The sequence below is a fragment of the Pseudomonas sp. FSL R10-2189 genome (assembly GCF_009600325.1).
Lineage (GTDB): Bacteria > Pseudomonadota > Gammaproteobacteria > Pseudomonadales > Pseudomonadaceae > Aquipseudomonas > Aquipseudomonas helleri.
The window spans coordinates 83,110-103,175 of sequence record NZ_WIVZ01000017.1 but is presented as its reverse complement, the minus strand read 5'-3'; the positions used below and the strand labels follow the sequence as shown (position 1 = coordinate 103,175).

General features: G+C 59.2%; 18 protein-coding genes. 14 read left to right on the top strand and 4 right to left on the bottom strand.

What is annotated here, in order from left to right:
• Window positions 1-42 precede the first annotated feature (42 nt).
• From GHO32_RS14200 to GHO32_RS14175, 6 genes are all read left to right on the top strand, one after another.
• Window positions 43-1,407, top strand: coding sequence for an aspartate aminotransferase family protein (locus GHO32_RS14200; RefSeq protein WP_123750750.1), 1,365 nt, complete (start codon window positions 43-45; stop codon window positions 1,405-1,407).
• Window positions 1,408-1,591: 184 nt separating this feature from the next.
• A complete protein-coding gene (locus GHO32_RS14195; protein WP_048371120.1) occupies window positions 1,592-2,704 on the top strand; it encodes a polyamine ABC transporter substrate-binding protein in 1,113 nt (370 codons plus the stop codon).
• A gap of 239 nt (window positions 2,705-2,943) precedes the next feature.
• A complete protein-coding gene (locus GHO32_RS14190; protein WP_282364055.1) occupies window positions 2,944-4,038 on the top strand; it encodes a polyamine ABC transporter substrate-binding protein in 1,095 nt (364 codons plus the stop codon).
• Between the two features lie 69 nt (window positions 4,039-4,107).
• The gene (locus GHO32_RS14185) at window positions 4,108-5,250 is read left to right on the top strand and encodes an ABC transporter ATP-binding protein (RefSeq protein WP_048371122.1); all 1,143 of its coding nucleotides are present in this window, start codon (window positions 4,108-4,110) and stop codon (window positions 5,248-5,250) included.
• Window positions 5,247-6,167: an ABC transporter permease subunit gene (locus GHO32_RS14180; protein WP_048371123.1), complete on the top strand. Its 921-nt coding sequence runs from the start codon at window positions 5,247-5,249 to the stop codon at window positions 6,165-6,167. The genes GHO32_RS14185 and GHO32_RS14180 overlap by 4 nt, the downstream gene beginning before the upstream one ends.
• Complete coding sequence (locus GHO32_RS14175; protein WP_153336158.1) at window positions 6,164-7,054, top strand: ABC transporter permease subunit; 891 nt, start codon at window positions 6,164-6,166, stop codon at window positions 7,052-7,054. Before GHO32_RS14180 ends, GHO32_RS14175 begins: the two co-directional genes overlap by 4 nt.
• A 79-nt stretch (window positions 7,055-7,133) precedes the next feature.
• On the opposite strand, the gene GHO32_RS14170 is transcribed toward GHO32_RS14175, so the two are convergent.
• Complete coding sequence (locus GHO32_RS14170; protein WP_153336157.1) at window positions 7,134-7,511, bottom strand: hypothetical protein; 378 nt, start codon at window positions 7,509-7,511, stop codon at window positions 7,134-7,136.
• A 151-nt stretch (window positions 7,512-7,662) separates the two neighbouring features.
• Here GHO32_RS14170 and phoB point away from each other — a divergent pair, with 151 nt between their 5' ends.
• From phoB to GHO32_RS14135, 7 genes are all read left to right on the top strand, one after another.
• Window positions 7,663-8,355, top strand: coding sequence for a phosphate regulon transcriptional regulator PhoB (gene phoB / locus GHO32_RS14165; RefSeq protein ID WP_048371134.1), 693 nt, complete (start codon window positions 7,663-7,665; stop codon window positions 8,353-8,355).
• Window positions 8,356-8,419: 64 nt separating this feature from the next.
• A complete protein-coding gene (gene phoR / locus GHO32_RS14160) occupies window positions 8,420-9,742 on the top strand; it encodes a phosphate regulon sensor histidine kinase PhoR (RefSeq protein ID WP_048371136.1) in 1,323 nt (440 codons plus the stop codon).
• Window positions 9,743-9,865: 123 nt separating this feature from the next.
• Window positions 9,866-11,206, top strand: coding sequence for a hemolysin family protein (locus GHO32_RS14155; RefSeq protein ID WP_048371137.1), 1,341 nt, complete (start codon window positions 9,866-9,868; stop codon window positions 11,204-11,206).
• 231 nt (window positions 11,207-11,437) lie between these two features.
• Window positions 11,438-13,096, top strand: coding sequence for a Na/Pi cotransporter family protein (locus GHO32_RS14150; protein ID WP_153336156.1), 1,659 nt, complete (start codon window positions 11,438-11,440; stop codon window positions 13,094-13,096).
• Window positions 13,097-13,205: 109 nt separating this feature from the next.
• A complete protein-coding gene (locus GHO32_RS14145) occupies window positions 13,206-14,588 on the top strand; it encodes a pitrilysin family protein (protein WP_153336155.1) in 1,383 nt (460 codons plus the stop codon).
• An 89-nt stretch (window positions 14,589-14,677) separates the two neighbouring features.
• Entirely contained in the window at window positions 14,678-15,604 is a 927-nt protein-coding gene (gene epsC, locus GHO32_RS14140; RefSeq protein WP_048371143.1) for a serine O-acetyltransferase EpsC, read from the top strand.
• Window positions 15,605-15,977: 373 nt separating this feature from the next.
• Window positions 15,978-16,403, top strand: a complete 426-nt coding sequence (locus GHO32_RS14135) for a Bro-N domain-containing protein (RefSeq protein WP_153334372.1) — start codon at window positions 15,978-15,980, stop codon at window positions 16,401-16,403.
• Window positions 16,404-16,563: 160 nt separating this feature from the next.
• On the opposite strand, the gene trpA is transcribed toward GHO32_RS14135, so the two are convergent.
• Window positions 16,564-17,370 carry a tryptophan synthase subunit alpha gene (trpA, locus tag GHO32_RS14130; RefSeq protein ID WP_048389165.1) on the bottom strand — a complete coding sequence of 269 codons (807 nt, stop codon included), beginning with the start codon at window positions 17,368-17,370 and terminating at the stop codon, window positions 16,564-16,566.
• On the bottom strand, window positions 17,370-18,590 hold the full coding sequence (trpB, locus tag GHO32_RS14125) for a tryptophan synthase subunit beta (protein ID WP_048371147.1): 1,221 nt from the start codon (window positions 18,588-18,590) through the stop codon (window positions 17,370-17,372). The genes trpA and trpB overlap by 1 nt, the downstream gene beginning before the upstream one ends.
• 113 nt (window positions 18,591-18,703) lie before the next feature.
• On the opposite strand from trpB, the gene GHO32_RS14120 reads away from it, so the two are divergent.
• Entirely contained in the window at window positions 18,704-19,594 is an 891-nt protein-coding gene (locus GHO32_RS14120; RefSeq protein ID WP_153334374.1) for a LysR family transcriptional regulator, read from the top strand.
• Here the strand turns inward: GHO32_RS14120 and GHO32_RS14115 are convergent.
• Window positions 19,591-19,914 (bottom strand): YqjD family protein, encoded by a 324-nt coding sequence (locus GHO32_RS14115; protein WP_048371150.1) that lies wholly within the window; start codon window positions 19,912-19,914, stop codon window positions 19,591-19,593. The genes GHO32_RS14120 and GHO32_RS14115 overlap by 4 nt on opposite strands.
• Window positions 19,915-20,066 lie beyond the last annotated feature (152 nt).

Below are 20,066 nucleotides of genomic sequence, written 5' to 3'. Positions count from 1 at the left end.
CCTGGAAGGTGCGGCCCCCCAACTGAATAAAAGGAGAGCTGTATGACTAGCAAGAACCCGCAAACGCAAGCCTGGCAACAACTGAGCAACGATCACCACCTGGCCCCTTTCAGTGACTTCAAGCAATTGAAAGAAGTTGGCCCGCGCATCATCACTCACGCCAAGGGCGTGTACCTCTGGGACAGTGAAGGTCACAAGATTCTCGACGGCATGGCCGGCCTGTGGTGTGTTGCCATTGGTTATGGCCGTGACGAACTGGCCGATGCCGCCAGCAAGCAAATGCGCGAACTGCCGTACTACAACCTGTTCTTTATGACCGCTCACCCGCCGGTGCTTGAGTTGTCCAAAGTCATCGCCGACATCGCCCCCGAAGGCATGAACCATGTGTTCTTCACCGGTTCCGGTTCGGAAGGCAACGACACCATGCTGCGTATGGTCCGCCACTATTGGGCGATCAAAGGCCAGCCGAACAAAAAAGTCATCATTAGCCGTAAAAACGGCTACCACGGTTCGACCGTGGCGGGCGCAAGCCTGGGCGGCATGACCTACATGCACGAACAGGGCGACTTGCCGATCCCGGGCATTACCCACATCCCCCAACCGTACTGGTTCGGTGAAGGCGGCGACATGTCCCCGGAAGAGTTCGGCATCTGGGCGGCCAATCAGCTGGAAGAAAAGATCCTTGAGCTGGGCGTCGACAACGTCGGTGCTTTTATTGCCGAGCCTATTCAGGGCGCCGGTGGCGTGATCGTTCCGCCAGACACCTACTGGCCTCGCATCAAAGAGATCCTCGCCAAGTACGACATTCTGTTCGTGGCTGACGAAGTGATCTGCGGCTTTGGCCGGACTGCCGAGTGGTTCGGCAGCGATTTCTACGACCTCAAACCCGACATGATGACCATCGCCAAGGGCCTGACCTCGGGCTACATCCCGATGGGCGGCCTGATCGTGCGCGATGAAGTGGTGGCCGTGCTCAACGAAGGCGGCGATTTCAACCACGGGTTCACCTACTCCGGTCACCCGGTAGCCGCCGCCGTTGCCCTCGAAAACATCCGCATCCTGCGTGAAGAAAAAATTATCGAGAAGGCCAACGCCGAAACGGCACCGTATTTGCAAAAGCGTTTACGCGAACTCAACGATCACCCGTTGGTGGGCGAAGTGCGCGGTGTTGGCCTGTTGGGCGCCATTGAACTGGTGCAGGACAAAGCCACTCGCAAACGTTATGAAGGCCGGGGTGTGGGCATGATCTGCCGTCAGTTCTGCTTTGATAACGGCCTGATCATGCGCGCCGTCGGCGACACCATGATCATCGCGCCACCGCTGGTCATCAGCAAAGACGAGATCGATGAGTTGGTGACCAAGGCGCGTAAGTGCCTGGATCTGACCTTGGAAGCATTGCAGGGTTAACTGCTAGGCTTTGGGCGCAAGAAAACTGCGGATTTTATGTAGGCAATTGCGCTTAGAGCCTTAAGAATCAAGGCTCTTCCCTTGAAAGCCTGCCCTGGATCTTGCCAGACTAGCCGCCGGCTTTGGTTACCCTGACATCAGGTCGCTGAATCGGTGGTTTAAAAGAACAATTGGAGCATTACAGATGAAGGCATCAGGTTTTAAAAAAGCTGGCAAGACCCTTCTCGCCCTGTCCTTGATGGGTGTGATGGCCGGGGCAGCACAAGCAGCAGACAAAGTGCTGCACGTTTACAACTGGTCCGATTACATCGCACCCGATACCGTCAAAAAGTTTGAAGACAAGACCGGTATCAAAGTGGTTTACGACGTGTTCGACAGCAACGAGACCCTTGAGGCCAAACTGCTGGCGGGCAAGTCTGGCTACGACATTGTCGTGCCATCCAACAACTTCCTGGCCAAGCAGATCAAAGCCGGCGTTTACCAGGAGCTGGACAAGTCCAAGCTGCCGAACTGGAAAAACCTCGACCCTGCTCTGCTCAAGGCCGTGGGCGATGCCAGTGACCCGGGCAACAAATTCGCGTTCCCGTACATGTGGGGCACCATTGGCATCGGCTACAACCCTGAGAAGGTCAAAGCCGCTCTGGGCGTCGACACCATTGATTCCTGGGACGTGATCTTCAAGCCCGAGAACATCGAGAAGCTGAAAAAATGTGGCGTGAGCGTGCTCGACTCGCCAACCGAAATGCTGCCGGTGGCGCTGCATTACCTGGGCTTGCCGACCAACAGCCAGAAGAAAGACGATCTGCAGAAAGCTGAAGAGCTGTTCCTCAAGGTTCGCCCTTCGATCGCTTACTTCCACTCCTCCAAGTACATCTCTGACCTGGCCAACGGCAACATCTGCGTTGCAGTGGGCTACTCGGGCGACCTGGAGCAATCCATCAGCCGCGCCAAAGAAGCCGGTGACAAGGTCAAACTCAAGTACGTGATTCCGAAAGAAGGTGCTGGCAGCTTCTACGACATGGTCGCCATCCCTAAAGATGCCGAAAACGTTGATGCCGCTTACGCCTGGATGAACTACCTGCTGGAACCGGAAGTGATGGCCGAGATCACTAACAGTGTGCGTTTCCCGAACGGTAACAAAGCTGCAACACCGTTGGTGAATAAAGACATCTCGGGTGACCCAAGCATCTATCCGTCGGATGAAGTCAAAGAACATCTGTACGCGATCAGTGACTTGCCACCTGCAACCTTGCGCCTGCTGACCCGCAGCTGGACCAAGATCAAATCCGGTAAGTAACACGGCAATTCTGTAGGAGCGAGCTTGCCTCGCGATCTTTTAAAAGATCAAAAGATCGCGAGACGAGCTCGCTCCTACAAGCCAGATTTCATGTGAAATCAGCGTGTTATCGCAATAAATCGCAGAAAACTTTGCTGTGCAGGTTTATCGAGGGTAAGTTGCGCGCCGGTTTTGTCTTTAGCGGTTCAGCTGCCGGAAGACACGGGCAACTCAGGCCCAACTATTTAGAGGACCACCACGTGTCTATTTCCCTGTTTCGCAAGACCTTGATGGTCGGAGCCGGTCTGGCGCTTGCAGTCAGCGTTCAAGCAGCTCCCACCGTGCACATTTATAACTGGTCGGACTACATAGCACCCGATACCTTGGCCGATTTTGAAAAGGCCACCGGCATCAAACCGGTGTATGACGTCTTCGATTCCAACGAAACGCTGGAAGGCAAGCTGCTGGCTGGCCGTACCGGTTATGACGTGGTTGTGCCGTCTAACCACTTCCTGGGCAAACAGATCAAAGCGGGCGCTTTCCAAAAGCTCGACAAATCGCAGCTGCCCAACTATTCCAACCTGGATCCTGCCTTGCTCAAGCGCCTTGAGCAGAACGATCCGGGCAACCAATACGCCGTGCCGTACCTGTGGGGCACCAATGGCATTGGTTACAACGTCGATAAAGTCAAAGAAGTCCTGGGCGTCGACAAAATCGACTCGTGGGACGTGGTCTTCAAGCCAGAGAACATCAAAAAGCTGCAAGCCTGCGGTGTGTCGTTCCTGGATTCGGCCGATGAAATGATGCCGACCGTGCTCAATTACCTGGGCCTGAACGCCAACAGCACCAACCCTGAAGACTACAAAAAGGCCGAGAAAACCCTGTTGGCGGTGCGTCCTTACGTCACCTACTTCCACTCGTCCAAGTACATTTCCGATCTTGCCAACGGCAACATCTGCGTAGCGATTGGCTTCTCCGGTGATGTGTTCCAGGCCAAAAACCGTGCCGAAGAAGCGAAAAAAGGCGTGAACATTGCCTACGTCGTGCCCAAGGAAGGCGGCGCCCTGTGGTTTGACATGCTGGCGATTCCAAAAGACTCCAGCAACGTCAAAGAAGCCCACACGTTCATCAACTACCTGCTGCAACCTGAAGTCATCGCCAAGGTCAGTGACTACGTTGGCTATGCCAACCCAAACCCTGCGGCTGACAAGGTAATGGATGAGTCCATTCGCACCGACGAAGCGGTTTACCCAACCCAGGCGGTGCTGGACAAGACTTACGTTTCGACCGAGCTACCGCCGAACATTCAGCGTCTGATGACGCGTTCGTGGACTAAGGTCAAAACGGGTAAATAGCTCGCAAGACCACCTATCCAAGGCCCGAACCTCTTGTTCGGGCTGCTAAATTTGTTGGGAGTTTCGTAAATGGCTGTTGCCTCCGGCGCCTATAAGAAAGCCCTCGAGGGCGATCAGACCCCTAAACAGGTTCTGGTCAAAATCGACCGGGTCACGAAAAAATTCGACGAGACGATTGCAGTGGACGATGTGTCCCTGGAAATCAACAAAGGCGAGATCTTCGCCTTGCTCGGCGGATCGGGATCGGGCAAATCCACCTTGCTGCGCATGCTCGCCGGTTTCGAGCGCCCAACAGAGGGCCGTATTTTCCTCGATGGCGTGGACATCACCGACCTGCCGCCCTATGAGCGGCCGATCAACATGATGTTCCAGTCCTACGCCTTGTTCCCGCACATGACCGTGGCGCAAAACATCGCCTTCGGCCTCAAGCAGGACAAAATGGCGAGCGCTGAAATCGATGCCCGCGTTGGCGAAATGCTCAAGCTGGTGCACATGACCCAGTACGCCAAGCGCAAACCGCACCAATTGTCGGGCGGTCAGCGCCAGCGTGTGGCCTTGGCCCGTTCGCTGGCCAAGCGTCCTAAATTGCTGCTGCTCGACGAACCCATGGGTGCGCTGGACAAAAAACTGCGTTCGCAGATGCAACTGGAGCTGGTGGAAATCATCGAGCGCGTCGGCGTGACCTGCGTCATGGTGACCCACGACCAGGAAGAGGCCATGACCATGGCCCAGCGCATCGCGATCATGCACCTGGGCTGGATCGCCCAGATCGGCAGCCCGATCGACATCTATGAAACCCCGGTGAGCCGCCTGGTGTGCGAATTCATCGGTAACGTCAACCTGTTCGAAGGTGAAGTGGTCGACGACGCCGAAGGCTACGCGCGCATCAACAGCCCGGAGCTGGAGAACGACATTTACGTAGGGCATGGCGTCACCACTTCGGTCGAAGACAAACACATTACCTACGCGATCCGCCCGGAAAAGATGCTGATCACCACCGAAAAGCCGGCTTACGAGTACAACTGGTCGCGCGGCAAGGTGCATGACATCGCTTACCTGGGCGGCCACTCGGTGTTCTACGTCGAATTGCCCTGCGGCAAGCTGGTGCAATCGTTCGTGGCCAACGCTGAACGCCAGGGCGCTCGTCCGACCTGGGACGATCAGGTCTACGTCTGGTGGGAAGACGACAGCGGCGTGGTACTGCGCTCATGAACATGCGAAAGCTTAAACGCCGACTGCAACGAATAACTCCCGGTGGCCGTCATGTGGTCATCGGGATTCCATTCCTGTGGCTGTTTCTGTTCTTCATGCTGCCGTTCTTCATCGTTCTGAAGATCAGCTTTGCTGAGGCAGACGTCGCGATTCCGCCGTACACCGAGATCCTCAACTACGTTGACCAGAAGCTCGAGATCCTGCTGAACCTGGGCAACTACGCCATGTTGGGCGACGATGAGCTGTACATCGCCGCGTATCTGGGCTCGCTGAAAATGGCCTTTATCAGCACGCTGTTGTGCCTGCTGATCGGCTATCCGATGGCCTACGCCATCGCCAATGCGCGCAAAGAGATGCAGACCGTACTGGTGCTGCTGATCATGATGCCGACCTGGACCGCGATCCTGATCCGCGTTTACGCGTGGATGGGCATTCTGAGCAACAACGGCCTGCTCAATGGCTTCTTGATGTCCATGGGCTGGATCGATCAACCGTTGCAGATCCTCAACACCAACACCGCGGTGTACATCGGTATCGTCTACTCGTACCTGCCGTTCATGATCCTGCCGTTGTACGCCAACCTCGTCAAACACGACCACAGCTTGCTGGAAGCCGCGTCTGACTTGGGTTCGAGCACCTTCAACAGCTTCTGGAAGATCACCGTTCCGCTGTCTAAAAACGGCATCATCGCGGGCTGCATGCTGGTTTTTATCCCGGTAGTGGGCGAGTTCGTGATCCCGGAACTGCTGGGCGGCCCGGAAACCCTCATGATCGGTAAAGTGTTGTGGCAAGAGTTCTTCAACAACCGTGACTGGCCGGTAGCTTCTGCACTGGCGGTGGTCATGCTGGCGATCCTGATTGTGCCAATCATCCTGTTCAACCGCAGCCAGGCTAAAGAACTGGAGGGCAAGATATGAAGCGCATCCGTTTCTCTAGCTTTATGTTGGTGGTAGGGCTGTTGTTCATCTACCTGCCAATGCTGATTCTGGTGATCTACTCCTTCAACGCCTCCAAACTGGTGACGGTGTGGGGCGGCTGGTCGCTGAAGTGGTACACCGGCCTGACCGACAACACCCAACTGATGGGCGCGGTCATGCGCTCGCTGGAAATCGCTTGCTACACGGCGATTGCAGCGGTCGCATTGGGCACCCTCGCAGCGTTCGTACTGACCCGTATCAGCCACTTCAAGGGCCGCACGCTGTTCGGCGGCCTGGTGACGGCGCCGCTGGTGATGCCTGAAGTGATCACCGGTCTGTCGCTGTTGCTGCTGTTCGTGGCCATGGCGCAGATGATTGGCTGGCCGCAAGAGCGCGGCATCGTCACCATCTGGATCGCTCACACCACGTTCTGTGCGGCCTATGTGGCGGTGGTGGTGTCGGCGCGTCTGCGCGAGCTGGACCTGTCCATCGAAGAAGCGGCCATGGACCTGGGTGCCAAGCCGTGGAAGGTGTTCTTCCTGATCACCATCCCGATGATCGCCCCGTCTCTGGCGGCGGGCGCCATGATGTCCTTTGCCCTGTCGCTGGACGACCTGGTACTGGCCAGCTTCGTGTCCGGCCCGGGCTCCACGACGTTGCCGATGGAAGTGTTCTCGGCAGTGCGTCTGGGGGTTAAACCCGAGATCAACGCCGTGGCCAGTTTGATTTTGCTGGCGGTGTCGCTGGTGACCTTCCTGGTGTGGTTCTTCAGCCGCCGCGCCGAAGAGCACCGCAAAAAGGCCATCCAGCAAGCCATCGACGAAGCCGCTGCCGAGTCCTGGAAACAACCCGATGTACGCCGTCCAAAGTCGCCTGACGCCGCTTAAGACTGCGATTTAAAAAACCTCGCCTCCTGTCACAGGGAGGCGAGGTTTTTTATGGGCGCTTCTGACCAAACAGCAGGCTTTATGGCTTGGCCACGTGCCACACACCGCCTTTGCCGTCGCCGGTCTTGTCACCGGGGTTCTTGTCGCCTGCAAAGGTGTACAGCGGTTTGTCCTTGTAGACCCATTGTTTCGTGCCGTCTGTGCGCTCGGTCGTTTTCCAGTCACCCATGTCCTTGGCCTCAGACTTGGCGGGCAGCGGTGGCCAGTTTTTGGCGCAGGTGTCGTAGCACGTCGACTTACCGTCCGCATCCTTGTCGTACGTGTAGAGCGTCAAGCCGACGTGATCAACCAGAAATCCGTCCTTGACCATCGCCGGCTCGTCAGCAAAGGCCAGCCCCGGAAGCGCCAGCGCGGCGGCCAGCAGCAATGCCTTCAGGGAAGTAGTGTTATAAGTCATCGGAATCGCCCTTTTTGTGGTTGTACGATTTGAGATCAAAGCGTAGTCCACTAATCTGCGGAGCGCTTTTAGGCTCAAAGCTGTCACACGACTGCAATAATTCCGTTATCTAATGCGCCACAAGACAGTTAAATGACACGAGGGTTACGGCATGGTTGGCAGGAGCATTTTGATCGTAGATGACGAGGCACCGATCCGCGAGATGATCGCGGTGGCCTTGGAAATGGCTGGCTACGATTGCCTGGAAGCCGACAATGCTCAGGACGCTCACGCCATCATCGTGGACCGTAAACCTGACCTGATTCTGCTGGACTGGATGCTGCCCGGCGGCACATCGGGGATCGAATTGGCCCGTCGCCTGAAACGCGAAGAACTGACCAATGACATTCCGATCATCATGCTCACCGCCAAGGGCGAAGAGGACAACAAGATTCAGGGCCTGGAAGTAGGCGCTGATGACTACATCACCAAGCCTTTCTCCCCGCGTGAACTGGTCGCCCGCCTCAAGGCCGTGCTACGCCGTGCAGGCCCCGCCGACAACGAATCACCGATTGAAATCGGTGGCCTGCTGCTCGACCCCATCAGCCACCGCGTCACCATCGACGGCACCCCGGCCGACATGGGCCCCACCGAATACCGCCTGCTGCAATTTTTCATGACCCATCAGGAACGCGCCTACACCCGCGGCCAGTTACTTGACCAAGTGTGGGGCGGCAACGTGTACGTTGAAGAACGGACCGTCGACGTGCACATCCGTCGCTTGCGCAAAGCCCTCGGCGAAGCGTATGAAAATCTGGTACAAACCGTGCGCGGCACCGGTTATCGGTTTTCAACAAAAGCGTAATGAAGCAGCGGCAAGCTAAAGGCTGAGCCGCTTCTAGCGTGAGGCTCACAACGGGACGTGTGACTTGAACCCAAATTGGCATGGCACTCTGATTCGCCATCTATTGCTTTTGATTACCGGCTGCCTGTTCATCGGGCTGATCAGTGGGTATTACGGCTGGAGCCTGGTCGTCGGTCTTGGCCTTTATCTGGGCTGGACCCTTAAACAGCTGCTGCGTCTGCACGATTGGCTGCGCAATCACCAACCCGACGAAGCACCGCCCGATGGCTACGGCCTGTGGGGCGAGGTGTTTGACAGCATCTACCACCTGCAACGCCGCGACCAGCGCGTACGCGGGCGTCTGCAAGCGGTTATTGATCGCGTGCAAGAGTCTACCGCCGCCCTCAAAGACGCCGTGGTCATGCTCGACAGCCATGGCGACCTGGAATGGTGGAACCGCGCCGCCGAAACCCTGTTGGGCCTCAAGACCCCGCAAGACAGCGGCCAGCCGGTCACCAACCTGGTTCGCCACCCGCGCTTCAAGGAATATTTCGACAACGGCAACTACGCCGAACCGCTGGAAATTCCATCGCCGGTCAACGACCACCTGCGCATCCAGCTCTACATCACGCGCTATGGCAACAACGAACACCTGATGCTGGTGCGCGATGTCACCCGCCTCCACCATCTGGAGCAAATGCGCAAAGACTTCATTGCCAACGTGTCCCACGAACTGCGCACGCCGTTGACGGTGATTTGCGGCTATCTGGAAACCCTGCTTGATAACGTCGATGACGTGAACCCGCGCTGGAAGCGCCCGCTGTCACAAATGCAGCAACAGGGCGAACGCATGCAGACGCTGCTCAATGACCTGCTGTTACTGGCCAAGCTGGAAGCCACCGACTACCCCTCGGACAACCAGCCGGTGCCTATCGACGCGTTGCTGCGCTCGATCAAGGGCGACGCCCAGGCGCTGTCCGGGCAACGCAACCAGACCATCACCCTGGACATCGACACCAACGTGGCCCTCAAGGGCAGCGAAGCCGAGCTGCGCAGCGCGTTTTCCAACCTGGTGTTCAACGCCGTCAAATACACCCCGGACGGCGGCTCTATCCGCATTCGCTGGTGGGCAGACCACTTGGGCGCGCACCTCAGCGTGCAGGATTCGGGGGTCGGCATCGACAACAAACACCTGCCGCGCCTGACCGAACGCTTCTACCGCGTAGACTCCAGCCGCAACGCCAGCACCGGCGGTACGGGCCTGGGCCTGGCCATCGTCAAACACGTGCTATTGCGCCACCACGGGCACCTGGACATCAGCAGCGTATTGGGCCACGGCAGCACTTTTACCTGCCAATTCGACCCGGTTCAGGTCATAAAACCCAGGATTAGCGCCTCCGTCAGCTGACCCGTGTGGCAAAAGCCCACTAGGCAAGCATCGCGTCAGCCGCTACATTGCTTGGCCGGAGCCTGCTTATGCAGGCCCTGAAACCCTCAACTCGTTGAATATTGGAACCCGTAAAACTCCATCATGGACCCTTCCCCTGGCTTGACCCTCGCAACACTCTTCGCCGACTTCGGCATGATTCTTTTTGCTCTGATCCTGGTACTGCTCAACGGCTTTTTCGTTGCGGCTGAATTTGCCATGGTCAAACTGCGCTCGACCCGGGTCGAGGCCATCGCAGACGTCAACGGCTGGCGCGGGCAGATCCTGCGCACCGTGCACAACCAGCTCGACGCTTACCTGTCCGCCTGCCAATTGGGTATCACCCTGGCCTCGCTGGGCCTGGGCTGGGTCGGTGAGCCGGCGTTTGCCCACTTGCTCGAACCGCTACTCGGCGCGCTGGGCGTGCAGTCGCCTGAAGTGATCAAAGGCGTGTCGTTCTTTACCGCCTTCTTCATCATTTCGTACCTGCACATTGTGGTCGGCGAACTGGCCCCTAAATCCTGGGCCATCCGCAAACCCGAAACCCTGTCGCTGTGGACAGCCGTGCCGCTGTACCTGTTTTACTGGGCCATGTACCCGGCCATCTACTTGCTCAACGCCAGCGCCAACGCCATTTTGCGAATTGCCGGCCAAGGCGAGCCCGGTGCTCACCATGACCACGCCTACAGCCGCGAAGAACTCAAACTGATCCTGCACTCCAGCCGTGGTCAGGACCCGAGCGACCAAGGCATGCGCGTGCTGGCCTCGGCCGTGGAAATGGGCGAGCTGGAAGTGGTCGACTGGGCCAATTCGCGCGAAGACCTGGTGACCCTGGACTACAAGGCACCGCTCAAGGAAATCCTTGCGCTGTTCCGCCGTCACAAGTTCAGCCGCTACCCGGTCTACGACGCCGACACCAACACCTTTGTCGGCCTGCTGCACATCAAGGACCTGCTGCTTGAGCTGGCTGACCTCGATCACCTGCCCGAAACCTTCAACCTTGAAGAACTGATCCGCCCGCTGGAGCGCGTGTCACGTCACATGCCGCTGGCGCAGCTGCTGGAGCAGTTCCGCAAGGGCGGCGCGCACTTTGCGCTGGTGGAAGAAGCTGACGGCAAAGTGGTCGGCTACCTGACCATGGAAGACGTGCTCGAAGTGCTGGTGGGCGACATTCAGGACGAACACCGCAAGGCCGAGCGAGGCATCCTCTCGTACCAGCCGGGCAAACTGCTGGTGCGCGGTGACACGCCGTTGTTCAAGATCGAGCGCCTGCTGGGCGTCGACCTTGACCACGTCGAGGCCGAAACCGTTGCGGGCCTGATCTACGACACCCTCAACCGCGTGCCCGAAGAAGAAGAGCAATTGGAAGTTGAAGGCCTGCGCATCATCATCAAAAAGATGAAAGGCCCGAAAATCGTCCTGGCCAAAGTGCTGAAGCTCAATTAACCCGACCTTCCTGTAGGAGCGAGCTTGTCTCGCGATCTTTTGAGCGTTTAAAAGATCGCGAGGCAAGCTCGCTCCTACAGTGAAGGTGCAAATGTTTCACAAATGTTTCAACACACCGCCAGCTGTGCGATGCTGGCGTTCTGCTCAATTGCCGACTACAGCTTAAGAAACATCTGTAAGAACGGCCTGCAGCTATCTGATCCTCCAAAGTATCGACCACAGGGAGCCAGCATGCTGACCCTGCTCAATCTTCTCTCTGCCGTGACCCTGCTGATCTGGGGCACGCACATCGTGCGAACCGGTATCTTGCGGGTTTACGGCACGAACTTGCGCCATGTCATCGGGCAAAACGTGTCCAGACCGATACTCGCGTTTATCGCCGGTATCATCGTCACCGCCATGGTGCAAAGCAGCAACGCCACCGCCCTGCTGGTGACCTCTTTTGTCGGCCAGGGCCTGATGGCGCTTACGCCCGCGCTGGCGACCATGCTCGGCGCTGACGTCGGCACCGCGCTCATGGCACGGGTGCTGACCTTCGACTTGTCGTGGCTGTCACCGCTGCTGATTTTTTTGGGCGTGATCTTCTTTCTGTCGCGCAAACAAACCCGCGCCGGGCAACTGGGGCGCGTCGGGATTGGCCTGGGCCTGATTATTCTGGCGTTGCAACTGATCGTCGAAGCCGCCGCGCCCATCACCCACGCCCAAGGGGTGAAGGTGATCTTCGCCTCGTTGACCGGCGACCTGCTGCTCGACGCACTGGTCGGCGCGCTGTTTGCGATGGTCTCGTACTCCAGCCTGGCCGCCGTACTGCTCACCGCGACCCTGGCCGGCGCCAGCGTGATCAGCCTGCCCGTGGCCGTTGGCCTGGTGATCGGCGCCAACATCGGCAGCGGCGTGCTGGCGTTCCTCAGCACCAGCATGCAAAACGCGGCGGGGCGGCAAGTGGCGCTCGGCAGCCTGCTCTACAAACTGATCGGCTTGCTGCTGATCATGCCGGTGCTCACGCCGCTGGTGAACTGGATGGACAGCCTTAACTTCAGGCCGCAGGAACTGGTCATCGGCTTCCACCTGCTCTACAACACCACGCGCTGCTTCTTGATGCTGCCCACCATCGGCCTCATGGCGCGGCTGTGTGCCCGACTATTGCCCGAACGCGAGATCGCCAACGGCAGCGTCACCCCGCGCCACCTCGACGCAGCCGCACTCGACACGCCCGCTCTGGCGCTGACCAACGCCGTGCGCGAAACCCTGCGCATTGGCGACCTGATCGACACCATGTTGGTCAATATGCTCGACGTTCTGCGCGGCAAGCAAACCTCGATGACGCAAGCAATGCGCACCCTCAGCGATGACGTCGAAGTGCTCTACAGCGGGGTCAAACTGTACTTGGCGCAAATGCCCCGCGAAGACCTGGGCGAACACGACAGTCGCCGCTGGGCCGAGATCATCGAACTGGCGATCAACCTTAAACTGGCCAGCGACCTGATCGAGCGCATGCTGCGCAAGGTCCAGCAGCAGAAAACCTCACAACGCCGTTCGTTTTCGGCCACAGGGCTTGAGGAGCTGGTAGACCTGCAAACCCAGCTCATCGAGAACCTGCGCCTGGGGCTCACTGTGTTCCTTAACTCAGACCCACAGAGCGCGCGCCAACTGCTGCGTGAAAAACGCCGCTTTCGCGCACAAGAGCGTCGCCTGGCCCACGCCCACGTGAGCCGCCTGCAACGTAAAATCACCCAAAGCATCGAAACCAGCTCCGTGCATCTGGAACTGATCGCCGACATGCTGCGCCTGAACTCACTGTTTTGCGGCAGCGCCTACGTGGTGCTGGAAAACATTGATACCGGCGCCCTGGAACCTGAAGACAACGCCGACACCCTGCATTCACCCTGAACGTTGCACGCGAACGTGTTGTCAGTCTGTAAGCAGCGTCTAACCTGCACAGACTGACGCGCTGCGCCACTCGCCCTCTCAAAACGGATTCAGAGATCCAGGGATTTTTATGCGTTGCCTGCTGTTTATCTGCGTGCTGCTGGGAGCAGCTCAGACTTTTGCCCTCGACCGCTACAGCGTGGAGGGCTATCAACTGCCTAACGGCTTACAACTGATCCTCAAGCCCGGCTATGAGCGCGGCCATGTGTCCATTCGTTTGGTCGTCGGCGTGGGCATGGATGACTTCAGTTGCGCCGATCAACAGCTACCCCACCTGCTGGAGCACTTATTGTTCAGCGGCGTCGACGACGGTGGTGAAGGCGGCCTGGAAGAGCGCATGCAAGCGCTGGGCGGCGAATGGAACGCCTACACCAGCAATGCCGACACCACCTTTGTGATCGAAGCCCCGGCGAAAAACCAGCGCAAAATCCTCGACCTGCTGCTGAGCCTGCTGACCCGCACACAAATGACCGACCAGCGCATCAGCGAGGCCAAGCAAGTGGTTGAGCGCGAAGACGGCGGCCACTATTCGCACCTGCAACGCTGGCTGGACCGCCAGGACCTCGGGCACAGCGCCAGCAACCAGTTGGCGGTGGAGTTGGGCCTCAAATGCGCCGAACGCGCCGAGGTACATGACCTCACGCGCCAACAACTCGAAGCGGTGCGCAACACGTGGTACGCCCCCAACAACATGACCCTGATCATGGTTGGCGACCTCGACCGCCTGCTGCCGGCGTATCTGGAGCGCACCTACGGCGCACTCGAACCGGTCGACCCCAGCGAGCACCTGCCGCTGCCCGCCATCGAAGCCAAGGCCGACACCGAGCGCACATTGGTGCGCGGTGTGGTCGGCGAGACGGCCAAGCTGCATTGGTTGCTGCCGGAGCCGGTGATCGACGACCAGTACGATGAAACCTGGGACCTGCTGCGCGATTACCTGGAGTGGTCGTTGTACAGCGAGCTGCGGCTCAAGCACGGGTTGTCTTACGGGCCCTGGGCCGAGCGCGAAGTCTTCGGCGGCGTGAGCTTTTTAAGTCTCAACGCCGACCTCGCCCGCGATGACGTGGCCAAGGCTCAACAGGTGATGGGCGAACTCAAACAACGTTTGCTCAAGGACGGCCTCGACCCGCAGACCTTTGCCCGCCTCAAAAACGCCGCCGTGGCGCGCCAGGCCTGGGCTGTGCAGGGCAACAGCGCTTTGGCTGATTACTACTGGAGCGCCTTGGGCGACTACGACGGCGGCCGGTTTGCCGACCCGTCCAAACGCTTGCAAGCGGTGACACTTGAGCAAGCCAACACGGCGTTGCGCCATTTGTTTGCCAAGCCCGGTTATGTGCGTATCGAGAAACCGCTGCTCAGTTATAACGGCTTGACCGTGGCGCTGGCGGCGGCGTTGAGCGTGTTGGTGCTGATGTTCGTGGGCTGGCGAATCTGGCGTCGACGCACGCGTTAATTGGCTAAGCCCGAAACAGTTTGATACCGTAAAAATCATTGCCCATTCGCGGCTGATCAATCAGCCCCCCAGCGCGCGGAGAATTCAGCGTGAGTGAACGTTCCAACCCTTGGCAGTTGCAAACCATCGTCGGCCAATTGCGCACGGCCCGTAACCAGTGGCGTTCGCAAAACGGCCGTGTCAGCGGCGAACTGGGCGGCCGCGAGCTGCCTTCGCGCGCCGCGATGGCCGAGATCCTTGAGGCCCTGTGCGGGGCGTTGTTCCCGATGCGCCTGGGCCCGGTCGACCTTCGCGAAGAGAGCGAAGATTTCTACGTGGGCCACACCCTCGACGTAGCGCTTAATGCGTTGCTGGCCCAGGCGCGACTTGAGCTGCGTTACGCGGCGCGTCAGGCCGGGTTGCCGGATGCGGGCGTGGACGAGACGGCGACCGTGTTGATCCAGGACTTTGCCCTGGCCTTGCCGCGCCTGCGCAGCATCCTCGACACCGACGTCCTGGCCGCCTACCACGGCGACCCGGCGGCGCGCAGTGTCGACGAAGTGTTGCTGTGCTATCCGGGGATTCTGGCGGTGATTCATCATCGCCTGGCGCACCACATGTACCGCGCCGGCCTGCCCTTGCTGGCCCGCATCAGCGCGGAAATCGCGCATTCGTCCACCGGTATTGATATTCACCCGGGCGCGCAGATTGGTCGCAGCTTCTTTATCGACCACGGTACGGGCGTGGTGATCGGAGAAACCGCGATCATCGGCGAACGTGTACGTATCTACCAAGCAGTGACCTTGGGCGCCAAACGTTTCCCGGCGGACGAATCGGGCCAACTGCAAAAAGGCCACCCGCGCCACCCGATCGTAGAAGACGACGTGGTGATCTATGCCGGCGCGACCATTCTGGGGCGCATCACCATCGGCAAAGGCTCGACGATTGGCGGCAACGTCTGGCTCACCCGCAGCGTGCCGGCGGGCTGCAACCTGACCCAGGCCAACTTGCAGCATGATGATGGTTCGCAGAAGTAAAACCGCGTGATGCCTTGCCCTCACCCTGGCCCTCTCCCGGAGGGAGAGGGTTGGGGTGAGGGCGATTTCTCGGACATTTCCTGCAACCCGTAGCGGCGTTGACCCGCTTGTGGGGCCGGGTTGGCAGGCCTAGTCTTGGGGCTGTCACTGCAAAATCAGTGACAGGGTGTGGAAGCCCTTATATCGTTAGGCGCACAAAGCGCCACCCAGTCAGGCGTTTTTTATTGCCTGTGCTTTATGGTGGCTGTGCGCGGGGCACTCTCGAGTGCGCCGGGTGCCTAACGTCCCGGTCTTCCACACCTGCGTACAGCCGCCACCTATCATGTGGAAGTGATGTTTAGCGGCTCCAACCCATACGTTAGGAAGCAGCCAAATGAAAACCCTCACACCCGACCCACCCCGCTCAAACACCGATTACACCCACACCTTGCTCAACGATCACGCGGCCACCCGGCGCGCCTTGGCGCATTACGAGCTTGACCCCGAGCCACTTAACAGCCGAATTTTTGTGCGCCATCGCCTGCAATTGCGGGTGGTGTGGTTGGGGGATCAAATGTGGTGTTGCGCACGCGATCTCGGCCGTTTGATGGGCCGCACGTTAGGGCGTAAAGGGTTGGCCAAGCTGGATGCTGATCAGCATCAGGAATTACCGATCCGTAGCCACGGCACCGTGCAAGACACCTTGATGCTCAGCGAATCGGGGGCGTATGCGATGTTGCTGTACCACTACCACCCCGAAAACCGCCATTTGCGCCAATGGCTGACCCATGAAGTGGTGCCCGCCATGCGCGGCGGGTGAAGCCCTGCCCTCACCCCAACCCTCTCCCGAGGGAGAGGGAGCTTTACCGAGGTGTTCTCCGGTTCAGTGCAAGGGTGACAGGCTGCCAAAAATCTTCAGCAACCCCCAATCAGTCCCCTCTCCCTCCGGGAGAGGGTTAGGGTGAGGGGGCTTTTGACTTTTAACGAGCAGTCCGCACGCCTTCGGCCAAGGCCGCGCACAGGCTCAGTACGCCATCGACCGCTTGTTCCGGGGTGGCCGCGTTTTCGATTTTGTCGATCAAGGCCGAGCCCACCACCACGCCATCCGCCAAGCGGGCAATCGCCGCCGCTTGTTCCGGAGTGCGAATCCCGAAACCCACACTGATCGGCAAGTCGGTGTGACGGCGCAGGCGCGCAATCGCTTCGCTCACTTGGTCTGTAGTTGCGGAACCGGCGCCGGTCACGCCTGCCACCGACACGTAGTACACAAAGCCCGAGCTGCCATTGAGCACTTTAGGCAGGCGCGCATCGTCAGTCGTTGGGGTGGTCAGGCGGATGAAGTCTAGGCCCGCCGCTTGCGCAGGGTCGCACAGCTCTGAGTTGTGCTCGGGTGGCATGTCGACCACGATCATGCCGTCAACGCCAGCCGCTTTGGCGTCAGCGATGAATTTAGCCACACCGTAATGGTGGATCGGGTTGAAGTAACCCATCAGCACCAGCGGCGTGTCGCTGTTGCCTTCGCGGAACTCGCGCACCATTTGCAGGGTTTTCGCCAGGTTTTGCTTGGCACCCAGCGCACGGATGTTGGCCAGCTGGATCGCCGGGCCATCGGCCATTGGATCGGTGAAGGGCATGCCCAGCTCGATCACGTCAGCGCCCGCAGCAGGCAGGCCTTTGAGGATGGCCAGCGAGGTGGCGTAATCCGGGTCACCGGCGGTGACAAAGGTCACCAGCGCAGCGCGGTTTTGTTCTTTGAGTTCGGCAAAACGCGTTTGCAGGCGGCTCATCAGTGTTTCTCCTGCTGGGACTGTTCAACGTGGTGCATCACGGTTTGCATGTCTTTGTCGCCTCGGCCAGACAGGTTGACCACCATCAGGTGATCGGCCGGCAAGGTCGGTGCGCGCTTGAAGACTTCGGCCAGCGCGTGGGCGCTTTCCAGGGCCGGGATGATGCCTTCAAGGCGGCAGCATTTATGGAACGCATCCAGCGCTTCGTCGTCGGTGACCGAGGTGTACTGGACGCGACCGATGTCGTGCAACCACGCGTGTTCCGGGCCAATACCGGGGTAGTCCAGGCCCGCCGAGATCGAGTGGGCATCGATGATCTGGCCGTCGTCGTCTTGCAGCAGGAAGGTACGGTTGCCGTGCAGCACGCCCGGCTCGCCGCCGTTGAGGCTGGCCGCGTGTTTGCCGGTTTCAATGCCGTAACCGGCCGCTTCAACACCAATGATTTCAACGCCGGTGTCGTCCAGGAACGGGTGGAACAAGCCCATCGCGTTGGAGCCACCGCCGATGCACGCCACCAGGCTGTCCGGCAGGCGGCCTTCCTGGGCTTGCATCTGCTCGCGGGTTTCCTTGCCGATTACGGCCTGGAAGTCGCGCACCATCGCCGGATACGGGTGCGGGCCAGCCACGGTGCCGATCAGGTAGAAGGTGCTGTCGACGTTGGTCACCCAGTCACGCAGCGCTTCGTTCATGGCGTCTTTCAAGGTGCCGGTGCCGGCCACGACCGGGATCACTTCGGCGCCCAGCAGTTTCATGCGAAACACGTTGGCCTGTTGGCGCTCGATGTCGGTGGTGCCCATGTAGATCACGCATTGCAGGCCAAAACGTGCGGCCACGGTGGCCGTCGCAACGCCGTGCATGCCTGCGCCGGTTTCGGCGATGATGCGTTTTTTGCCCATGCGCCGCGCCAGCAGAATCTGCCCGATGCAGTTGTTGATCTTGTGCGCGCCGGTGTGGTTCAGCTCTTCGCGCTTGAGGTAGATCTTGGCGCCGCCGCAAAACTCGGTCAGGCGCTCGGCAAAGTACAGCGGGCTTGGACGGCCCACGTAGTCGCGCTGGAAGTAGGCCAGTTCTTTGATGAACTCAGGGTCTTTTTTGGCCAGCTCGTACTCGCGGTCGAGGTCGAGGATCAGCGGCATCAGGGTTTCAGCGACGTAGCGGCCGCCGAATGAGCCGAACAGGCCATTGTCGTCCGGGCCGTTACGCAATGTGGATTGGGTCATGTGACGCTCCAGATAAAGAGGTGCGAAGGTCGATGGGCCTGACTTTACGCGCGACAACGCCAGATGAAAACCGATAAGATCGCCACAACCTGTCAGGAAAACTCACAGATACCATGAGCCGCGATCTCCCGCCCCTGAACGCCCTGCGCGCGTTCGAAGCCACCGCCCGCCTGAACAGCGTCAGCCAGGCGGCCGAGCAGCTTAACGTCACCCACGGTGCCGTTAGTCGGCAAATCAAAGTGCTTGAAGAACACTTGGGGGTCAGCCTGTTTGTGAAGGAAGGCCGCGGCCTGAAGCTCACGGACGCCGGGATCCGCCTGCGCGATGCCAGCAGCGAAGCCTTCGACCGCTTGCGTAATGTATGCACCGAACTCACGCAAAGCCATGTCGACGCGCCGTTTGTGCTGGGCTGTTCGGGCAGTTTGCTGGCGCGCTGGTTTATCCCGCGTCTGGGCCGTTTGAAAGCCGACTTGCCAGATTTGCGTTTGCACCTGTCGGCCGGTGAAGGCGATCTGGACCCGCGCCGCTCCGGGCTGGACGCGTGGCTGGTGTTTGCCGAGCCGCCATGGCCCGCTGACATGCAGGTGTACGAATTGGCCAGTGAGCGCATCGGCCCGGTGCTGAGCCCGCATTACGCGCATTACCCGCAACTGTGTCAGGCACCGGCCAGCGCCCTGCTGGATGAACCGCTGCTGCACACCACGTCGCGACCGCAGGCGTGGCCCAGCTGGGCACAACAACAGGCGATCGATGCGAAGGCGTTAAATTACGGGCAAGGGTTTGAGCACTTGTACTACTTGCTCGAAGCCGCAGTGGCGGGCCTGGGTGTGGCAATTGCCCCTGAGCCGTTAGTGGCTGAGGACGTGCGAGCCGGTCGCCTGACTGCGCCGTGGGGCTTTACTCAAACCCCGGCGCAGCTGGCGTTGTGGGTGCCAAAGCGCGCCGCAGACGGGCGCGCTCGGCAACTGGCGCAATGGCTCAAGGCTGAGCTTGCGCAGGATTAGTTACGCTTGCAGAGCAGAAAAGCCGCCAGCAGGCCCAATGCACCCAGTGCAACGCCGGCGGTCGCATATGGATGCTCTTGTGCGTATTCACGGGTGGCAATGGCGGTTTCGCGGGTTTTGTCTTTCACTTCTTCATACGCGTCGCTGAGCAGGTGACGCGAATGTTTCAGCGCGTTCTCGGCATTGCTTTTGAGGGCGCCAAGGGTCTTTTTGGACTCGTCAGACGCGTCGTGCTTGAAGCTCTCCAGAGACTTGAGCAGGCTCTCGATCTCGGCTTCCATGCTTTGCAATGACGCTTTACGTGAAGTATTGCTAGCCATTAGGGCTCTCCTGCATTTGTGAGTGAGGGTGCGTGTTTAGTCCGACTGCGCCGTTTTCAGAAAGTGCAAAAAACCTGAACTTTTCCTTGCGAACGGCCCACGAAGTATTCAGCAGATTCGCTGCTAGGCTTTGATTGACGACAAAGGAGAAC